The 8342-nt window shown below is 70.5% G+C and carries 8 protein-coding genes and 1 pseudogene; 2 read left to right on the plus strand and 7 right to left on the minus strand.

Features of this window, described 5'->3' with window-relative positions; translation table 11 throughout:
• The 4 genes and pseudogenes from A7A76_RS20870 to A7A76_RS20885 form a co-directional block, all read right to left on the minus strand.
• A pseudogene (locus A7A76_RS20870) lies at positions 1-344 on the minus strand (biotin-dependent carboxyltransferase family protein); the annotation flags it as partial.
• Positions 341-1108, minus strand: coding sequence for a 5-oxoprolinase subunit PxpB (gene pxpB / locus A7A76_RS20875; RefSeq protein WP_206413110.1), 768 nt, complete (start codon positions 1106-1108; stop codon positions 341-343). The pseudogene A7A76_RS20870 and the gene pxpB, both read right to left, overlap by 4 nt.
• Positions 1105-1515: an HIT domain-containing protein gene (locus tag A7A76_RS20880; protein WP_096377562.1), complete on the minus strand. Its 411-nt coding sequence runs from the start codon at positions 1513-1515 to the stop codon at positions 1105-1107. Before A7A76_RS20880 ends, pxpB begins: the two co-directional genes overlap by 4 nt.
• Entirely contained in the window at positions 1512-2174 is a 663-nt protein-coding gene (locus A7A76_RS20885) for a dienelactone hydrolase family protein (protein WP_206413111.1), read from the minus strand. Before A7A76_RS20885 ends, A7A76_RS20880 begins: the two co-directional genes overlap by 4 nt.
• A gap of 199 nt (positions 2175-2373) precedes the next feature.
• Here A7A76_RS20885 and rimO point away from each other — a divergent pair, with 199 nt between their 5' ends.
• Positions 2374-3744, plus strand: coding sequence for a 30S ribosomal protein S12 methylthiotransferase RimO (gene rimO / locus A7A76_RS20890; protein ID WP_206413112.1), 1371 nt, complete (start codon positions 2374-2376; stop codon positions 3742-3744).
• Positions 3745-4134: 390 nt separating this feature from the next.
• On the opposite strand, the gene A7A76_RS20895 is transcribed toward rimO, so the two are convergent.
• Positions 4135-5325: an NAD(P)/FAD-dependent oxidoreductase gene (locus tag A7A76_RS20895; RefSeq protein WP_206413113.1), complete on the minus strand. Its 1191-nt coding sequence runs from the start codon at positions 5323-5325 to the stop codon at positions 4135-4137.
• Positions 5326-5886 (minus strand): YaeQ family protein, encoded by a 561-nt coding sequence (locus A7A76_RS20900; protein WP_206413114.1) that lies wholly within the window; start codon positions 5884-5886, stop codon positions 5326-5328.
• A 118-nt stretch (positions 5887-6004) separates the two neighbouring features.
• Here A7A76_RS20900 and A7A76_RS20905 point away from each other — a divergent pair, with 118 nt between their 5' ends.
• On the plus strand, positions 6005-6943 hold the full coding sequence (locus A7A76_RS20905; RefSeq protein ID WP_241201091.1) for a pseudouridine synthase: 939 nt from the start codon (positions 6005-6007) through the stop codon (positions 6941-6943).
• A gap of 194 nt (positions 6944-7137) precedes the next feature.
• Here A7A76_RS20905 and A7A76_RS20910 read toward each other — a convergent pair whose 3' ends face one another.
• A complete protein-coding gene (locus tag A7A76_RS20910) occupies positions 7138-7893 on the minus strand; it encodes a type 1 glutamine amidotransferase (protein WP_206413115.1) in 756 nt (251 codons plus the stop codon).
• Positions 7894-8342: the final 449 nt, after the last annotated feature.

Consider the following 8342-nt stretch of genomic DNA (forward strand, 5'->3'; position numbering starts at 1 on the left):
CCGGCGCGCATGCCGCCGATGGCGAGGGTGCCGGCGGGCAGGTCGAGCGGCCGCGCGGCGGGCAGCGGCTGGCCGTCGAAACGCAGTTGGCAGTGCGCGCCGAGCAGCGCCACCCGCGCCGGCGCGTGCAGGCGCAGGGTCGGGCCGTGCAGGGTCAGTTCCAGCACCGCGGCCTCGGCGCTATTGCCGACCAGGGCATTGGCGAGAATCGCGCAGCGCGGGTCCAGCGCGCCGCCGCGGCCGACGCCGAGGTGGCGCCAGCCGTCGCGGCCGAGATCCTGCACGCAGCTCAGCGCGCCCGGCGCCAGCACGTCGATCCAGGCGTCGTGGCGCGGCGGGGTCATCGCGGCGCGTCCGGGTTGCGCTGGCCGTTTGCGCAGGCAACGTCGGCATCGGCGGCGAGCGCGTGGAATTCGTCGGCGCCGATCGCGCGCAGGCGCACCCGGTCGCCGGGTTGCAGCAGGCTCGGCGCGGCGCGCGCGGCGTCGAACAGGCGCAGCGGCGTGCGCCCGAGCAGGCGCCAGCCGCCCGGGCCGGGACGCGGATAGATGCCGGTCTGGGCGCCGCCGATGGCGACGCTGCCGGCGGCGACCTGGGTGCGCGGCGTGGCCAGCCGCGGCAGCGCCAGCGCCGGTTCCAGCCCGGACAGGTACGGAAAGCCGGGGGCGAACCCGATCATCGCCACGCGGTAGTCGCCGCCGCTGTGGCGCTGGATCAACTGCGCCGGCGTCAGCTGCAACTGTGCGGCCGCCGCGTCCAGGTCGGGGCCGAACTCGCCGCCGTAAGCGACCGGAATCTCGACCGTGCGCGCGCCCGCGCCGGCCTCGGCCGCCGCCGCGTCTTCGACCACATCGCAACGGCGCAGCAACCATGCGCGCACCGCGTCGGCCTGGATCGCCTGCGCATCGAAGAACACCGCCAGGCTGGCGTAGGCCGGCACCAGGTCGCGCAGCCACGGCGGCGCCTGCGCGCGCACCCGCGCGGCCAGCGCGTGCACGCGCGCGTTGAGCGCGTCGTCGATGCGCTCGCCCAGGCGCAGCAGCCAGGCGTCGTCGGCCAGGGCTTCGAATCGCACCGCCGCCGCGGCCTCGCGCGCGGGTTCGTTCACCGCGCCAGCGCGTCCTGCAGCACGCGCAGCCGCTGCACCAGCGCTTCGGGCGAATACGGCTGCGCGGTGGCCATGCCCCACACCGGCCGCGGCCAGGCGATGTCTTCGCGATAGCGCGCGATCACGTGCACGTGCAACTGCGGCACCAGGTTGCCGAGCGCGGCGACGTTGAGCTTGTGCGGCGCGAACCCGGCCTGCAGGGCGCGGCTGACCACGGCGATCTCGCGGGTCAGGGTCTGCTGCTGGGCTTCGTCGAGATCGACCAGTTCGGTCGCGCCGTCCACGCGCGGCACCAGGATCAGCCACGGGTGGTTGGCGTCGTCCATCAGCCGCAGCTCGCACAGTTCGAACTGCGCCACCGGATGGGTGTCGTCGGCCAGTTGCGGATGCAGGTGCCAGGGATTCATTTCAGCGCGTCCGCGAGGAAGTCCAGGGTGCGGGTCCAGGCCAGCGCGGCGCTGGCGGGATCGAAGTGGTCGCCGATGTCGCGGTTGAAGGCGTGGTCGGCGTCGTAGAGATGGATCGGCGCGTTCGGCAGCGCTTCGCGGTGGCGCTCGATCGCGTCCGCCGGGATGCTGGCGTCGCGCGTGCCGAAATGGAACAGCATCGGCGCGCGCAGCGGTTCGCCGAGAAACGGCACGGTGCGCGAGCCGTAGTAGCTCACCGCCGGCACGCCGTGGCGGGTGTTGGCGAGGAACGCCAGCGTGCCGCCCCAGCAGAAACCGACCGCGCCGGTGCGCAGGCCCTCGCTCTGCAACAGGTGCGCCGCGGCGCCGACGATGTCGCTGGCGCGATCGAAGCCGACCGCGTTGCGCAGCTCGCCGCCGCGGGCGTAGGCGGCCTTGTCGTAGGGCAGTTCGACGTCGCGTTCGACCGGGTCGAACAGCGCCGGCGCCAGGGCGACGTAGCCGGCGTCGGCGAAGCGCTCGGTCACCGCGCGGATGTGCTCGTTGACGCCGAAGATTTCCTGCAGGACCACCACGCCGCCGCGCGGCACCCCGGCGGGGTCGGCGCGCCAGGCCCGGACCGGGCCGGCCGGGGTGTCCAAATCGATCCAGTGAGCCATGGGGGGGATGCTCCGTGTGCGAATGAACCGGTGCGAATGAATCCGATTGGCGGCCAGTTTAGCCCCGCAGGCTATAATTCGCGCCCCCGAGCGCGGCGTGCCAGGTTTCGCGCCGGGTTCCGCGTCCTTCCGCACCGCCCGCGCCGGCCCGCCGCGCGCGCATTCTCGTTCAGGTCCACCGAGCAGGTTTCCCGCCAGCATGTCCGCCAGCGCCTCCCTCAATCCCAAAGTCGGTTTCGTCAGCCTGGGTTGCCCCAAGGCCTTGGTCGACTCCGAGCGCATCCTCACCCAGTTGCGGGTGGAGGGCTACGACATCGTCCAGAGCTACGACGACGCCGACGTGGTCGTGGTCAACACCTGCGGCTTCATCGACTCGGCGGTGGCCGAATCGCTGGACGCGATCGGCGAGGCGATCGCCGAGAACGGCAAGGTCATCGTCACCGGCTGCCTGGGCAAGCGCTCGGAACTGATCCGCGAAGCGCATCCGGACGTGCTGTCGATCAGCGGCCCGCAGGACTACGGCAGCGTGATGAGCGCGGTGCACTCGGTGCTGCCGCCCAGGCACGATCCCTTCGTCGACCTGGTGCCGCGCCGCGACGACGGCATCGGCGTCAAGCTCACGCCGAAGCATTACGCCTACCTGAAGATTTCCGAAGGCTGCAATCACCGCTGCAGCTTCTGCATCATCCCCTCGATGCGCGGCGACCTGGTTTCGCGCCCGGTCGACGACGTGCTGCGCGAGGCCGAAAAGCTGGCCATGGGCGGGGTCAAGGAACTGCTGGTGATCTCGCAGGACACCTCGGCCTACGGCGTGGACGTGAAGTACGCCGAGCGGCAATGGCGCGGCAAGGCGTATCAAACCCGGATGAAGGCGTTGTGCGAAGGACTGAGCGAGCTGGGCATCTGGACCCGCCTGCACTACGTGTATCCGTATCCGCACGTGGACGAGATCATCGCGTTGATGGCCGAGAACGGCGCCAATGGCATGCCCAAGCTGCTGCCGTACCTGGACATTCCGTTCCAGCACGCCAGCCCGCGCGTGCTCAAGCTGATGAAGCGCCCGGGCGCGGTCGACAAGACCCTCGAGCGGATCCAGCGCTGGCGCTCGATCGCGCCGGACATCGCCATCCGCAGCACCTTCATCGTCGGCTTCCCGGGCGAGACCGAGGCCGAGTTCGAAGAACTGCTCGACTTCCTCGACGAAGCCCAGCTCGACCGCGTCGGCGCGTTCGCCTACTCGCCGGTGGACGGCGCCAAGGCCAACGACCTGCCCGACCCGGTCGATGAAGAGGTCAAGCAGGAACGGCTGGCGCGGTTCATGGAGCGGCAGGCGGAGATCTCCGCGGCCAAGCTCGAGGCCAAGGTCGGAAGCCGGCAGCGCTGCCTGGTCGACGCGATCGACGGCGAACTGGCGATCGCGCGCTCGATGGCCGACGCGCCGGAGATCGACGGCCTGGTGCAGATCCAGAACGGCGAAAGCGCCGGCCTGCGCGCAGGCCAGTTCGTCGACGTCGAAATCATGGGCAGCGACGAACACGACCTGTTCGGCGAAGCGATCGAAACCCGCTGATCGCCGCGCATCGGCTCGGAGCCCTTGTAGGAGCGGCGCAAGCCGCGACTGCGGAGTTTCCGCTCGCGGCGAAAGTAGCGCCGTAGTCGCGTTGCCGCGGTCGCGGCTCGCGCCGCTCCTACAGTCGTACTGCGAACCCGCCCGGAGCCCCCTGTAGGAGCGGCGCAAGCCGCGACTGCGGGGTGACCGTTCGCGGCGCAAGCGGCGTCGTAGTCGCGTTGCCGCGGTCGCGGCTCGCGCCGCTCCTACAGTCGTACTACGAAGCGGCCCGGAGCCCCTGTAGGAGCGGCGCAAGCCGCGACTGCGGGGTGTCCGCTTGCGGCGAAAGTAACGTCGTAGTTGCGTTATCGCGGTCGCGGCTCGCGCCGCTCCTACAGGTAGCGGCCCGGCTCAGACCGCCAGGCCGGCCGCATTGCCCGAGGCCCAGGCCCACTGGAAGTTGTAGCCGCCCAGCCAACCGGTCACGTCCAGCACTTCGCCGATGAAGTACAGGCCCGGTACGCGCTTGGATTGCATGGTGCTGGAGGACACGCCGTCGGTGTCGACGCCGCCGAGGGTCACTTCGGCGGTGCGGTAGCCTTCGGTGCCGCTCGCCACCAGCGGCCAGGCCGACAACGTCGCGGCCGCTTGCTTGAGTTCGGGCAGGTTGTATTGCTTGAGCGGTTTGTTGCTCAGCCAGTGCTCGCACAGGCGCTGGGCGAAGCGCTTCGGCAAGGCCTCGCCGAGCGCGGTCTTGAGCTCCGCCGCGGGGCGCTCGCGCTGCTGCCGCTGCAGCCAGTCCAGCGCGTCGCGGCCGGGCAGCAGGTCCAGGCGCAGGTCGTCGCCGGGTTGCCAGTACGAGGAAATCTGCAGGATCGACGGGCCGCTGACGCCGCGATGGGTGATCAGCATCTGGTTGCTGAACTCGCGGCCGTTGCAACTGGCCGTCACCGGCAGCGACACGCCGCTGAGGTCGGCCAACCGCTCCTGGTGCTTGCCGCTGAGGGTCAGCGGCACCAGGCCGGCGCGGGTCGGCAGCAGCGCGTGGCCGAAGCGCCGGGCGACCTCAAAGCCGAACCCGCTCGCACCCATACTCGGGATCGACAGGCCGCCGCTGGCGATCACCAGCGAGGGCGCGGCGAAGGCGCCGCGCGCGGTGTGCGCGCGGAAATCGCCGCTGTCGCCGTCGCCGTGGGCGATGCGTTCGATCGAACAGTCGGTCTCGATGCGCACGCCGGCGGCCAGGCATTCGTCCACCAGCATCTTCACGATCAGCTTGGACGAGATATCGCAGAACAGCTGGCCGAGTTCTTTCTCGTGATAGGCGATGCGGTGCTTCTCGACCAGGGCGATGAAGTCCCACGGCGAGTAGCGCGCCAGCGCGGATTTGCAGAAATGCGGGTTGGCCGACAGGTAGTTGGCCGGCGCGGCGCCGGTGTTGGTGAAATTGCAGCGGCCGCCGCCGGACATCAGGATCTTCTTGCCGACCTTGTTGGCGTGCTCGATCAGCAGCACGCGGCGGCCGCGGCGGCCGGCGGTCAGCGCGCACATCAGGCCGGCGGCGCCGGCGCCGACGATCAGCGCGTCGTAACGCTCGGCCATTCAAGCCGCCCGCGCGGCGGCGTCCAGGCGCCGGCGCGGGATCAGGGCGAGGCTGGCCTTGTCGGTGGTCAGCGCGACTTCGCCGTCCTGGATCTGGCAATCCAGGCGGAAGCTGCGCTCCACCAGCGCCGCCATCGCCTCGACCGAGGCGTTGTCGATGTCGATCACGCTGAGGTTCTTGAGCCGCTGCAGCGCGTTGGCGTTCTTGTCCCACCAGATGTCCGCGGCGTTGCCGCCGTAGTTGACCACCACCACCTGGCGCGAACGCCCGCAGGCCTTGCGGATGCGCGATTCGTCGGGCTGGCCGACGTCGATCCACAGCTCGATGTCGCCGGTGTAGTCGCGCAGTGCGATTTCCGGCTCCTCGCCTTCCGAACTGAGCCCGGGGCCGAATTCGAGCCGCTCGTGCGCGTGCAGGGCGAAGGCGAGGGTGCGCACCATCAGCCGCTGCGGCGTCTCGGAGGGGTGCTGGGCCAGGGTCAGCGCGTGGCCGGCGTAGTAATGCCGGTCCATATCGCTGATTTGCAGTTCGATCTTGACGATGGTGGCGTTGGTCGCCATGGGCGCGGCCTGCGGGAAAACAGCGCGCATTCTACCTGTGCGCGGCCGGCGCCGCTTCAGGCCGCGGCCGGCGCCGGCGCGCGCCGCGCGGGCGGGCGAACTGAGCGATGATGGTCGCATGCCGATTCTTCCGCCGGATGCGAGGTTCGACCGCGGGCCGTTCGATGGCGCGGACCTGTCCGCGCAAGCGCCGATCGATTCGATCCCGCCCAGCCGCCTGCAGTTGCCGCCCGGGCCGTGGACGAGCCTGCTCGACGGCGTCAGCGCGCGCTTTCCGGCGATCGGCCGCGAGCGCTGGCGCGAGCGCTTCGAGCGCGGCCGCGTGCTCGATGCGCGCGACGCGCGACCGCTGCGCGCCGACGCGCCGTACCGGGCCGGCCTGGAAATCCTGTATTTCCGCGAAGTCGAGCGCGAACCGCGAATCCCGTTCGCCGAACGCATCGTCCATGCCGACGAGCGCCTGCTGGTGGTCGACAAGCCGCATTTCCTGCCGGTCGCGCCGGCTGGGCGCTTCGTCGCCGAGACCTTGCTGGGGCGGCTGCAGCGCCGTTTCGGCGAGCCGGCGCTGGCGCCGCTGCATCGCCTGGACGCGGCCACCGCCGGGCTGGTGCTGTTCTCGCGCGAACCCGCCAGCCGCGGCGCGTACCAGGCATTGTTCCGCGAGCGCCGCATCGGCAAGCGCTATCTGGCGCTGGCGGCGCCGTTGCCGGCGCTGTCGTTCCCGCTGCTGCGGCGTTCGCGCATCGAGGCCGGCGAGCCGTTCTTCCTGATGCGCGAGGTCGCGGGCGAGGCCAACAGCGAGACCCACATCGAGGTCGTCTCGCGCCAGGACGGGTTCTGGACTTACGCGTTGCAGCCGATCACCGGCCGCAAACACCAACTGCGCGTGCACATGGCCGCGCTCGGCGCGCCGATTCTGGGCGATCGTTTTTATCCGTTGCAGCCGCAGGCGGAAGAGGATTTCGCCCAGCCGCTGAAGTTGCTGGCGCAGTCGCTGCGGTTCGTCGATCCGGTGGATGGGCGCGAGCGCTGGTTCGAGAGCGGGCTGTCGTTATAACGATGGCTTGAGGCGTTCGTGGGCGTGCTGCGGGTTTCGGCGTGGTTGCAGGTTCGCGGTCGCGGCTTGCGCCGCTCCTACAGTCGTACTACGTATCTTCCCGAAGCCCCTGTAGGAGCGGCGCAAGCCGCGACCGCGACACTGCGATTACAGCGAAACCTTCGATCCGGGCCGCACCATCGCCCGCAGCAGCCTCACACCCACTCGCGCGAAGGCAGCGTATAGCGCCGCTGCGGCCGCCCGATCAGATCGAGGAAATTGTTGAACACCGCATCCGCGCGCTGCTGCATGCCGGCGATGTGCTGCGCGGTCAGCGCGCGGATCGCGTCCTCGCTGGTGCCGTGGCCCAGTTCGGCCAGTTCGGCGCGATAGACCGGATTGGCCAGCCAGCGCTCGATCAGCGGCACGTCCATTTCCAGGTGGAACTGGAAGCCGTAGGCGTTGTCGCCCCAGCGGAAGGCCTGCTGCTCGCAGGTGTCGGTGCGGGCCAGATGATGGGCGCCGTGCGGGATCTCGAAGCTGTAGCGGTGCCACTGGAACACCGGCGCGGCGCCGGCCAGCGGCGCCAGCACCGGGTCGTCGCGGCCGGCGTCGGTGCTGTGCAGCCGATACCAGCCGATTTCCGGCACGTGGTGCTTGCGCACCGGCGCGCCGAGCACGTGCGCGAGCAACTGCGCGCCCAGGCAGATGCCGAGCACCGGCTTGCCTTGTTCGAGCATGGCCTCGATCGCGCGCAGTTCGGTGCTCAGGTGCGCGCGCTCGGCGCGGTCTTCGACGTTCATCGGGCCGCCGAGCACGATCAGGCCGCGATAGCGCTCGACCCTGGGCGCCGCGCCGGGATCGCGGTCGAAATTGACGAAACGGATGCGGTGGCCGCGGCGGCGGATCAGCGGATCGAGGGTGCCGAGCGGTTCGGCGGCGACGTGTTGGAAGACCAGGATGCGGGACATGAGCGGCGTAGCGGCGGCTTACGCCTGCGACTATGCCAAAGCGCGCGGCGCTGTGGGGCGTTGCGGCTTATGACTTTCTCGGTTTTGCAGGCGGCCCTCATCCGGTCCTTCGGACCATCTTCTTCCGCAGGCGGGGTGAGAGGGCGCGTTTGCGAGCCATCGGCTCGCGCGCCGTCGAACGCCCGAACGCTATGCGTTCGGGCAGGGGAACGAACCGGCCTGGTGTTGCGCAGGCGTGGAGCGCCCTCATCCGGTCCTTCGGACCACCTTCTCCCGCAGGCGGAAGAAGGAACGGCGGGGGACGCGGCGGCTTGAAGCCCCTCTCCCGCACAGCGGGAGAGGGGTTGGGGTGAGGGCAGCCCTCAGCGCGGCCCGCGCGGCTTGAACGGCTTGCGCGGCCCGCCGCCGTGCGGCTTGGGCCCGCGCGGACCGCTCGGCGGACGGCCTGC

The sequence above is a fragment of the Lysobacter enzymogenes genome (genome assembly GCF_017168095.1).
Classification (GTDB): domain Bacteria; phylum Pseudomonadota; class Gammaproteobacteria; order Xanthomonadales; family Xanthomonadaceae; genus Lysobacter; species Lysobacter enzymogenes_D.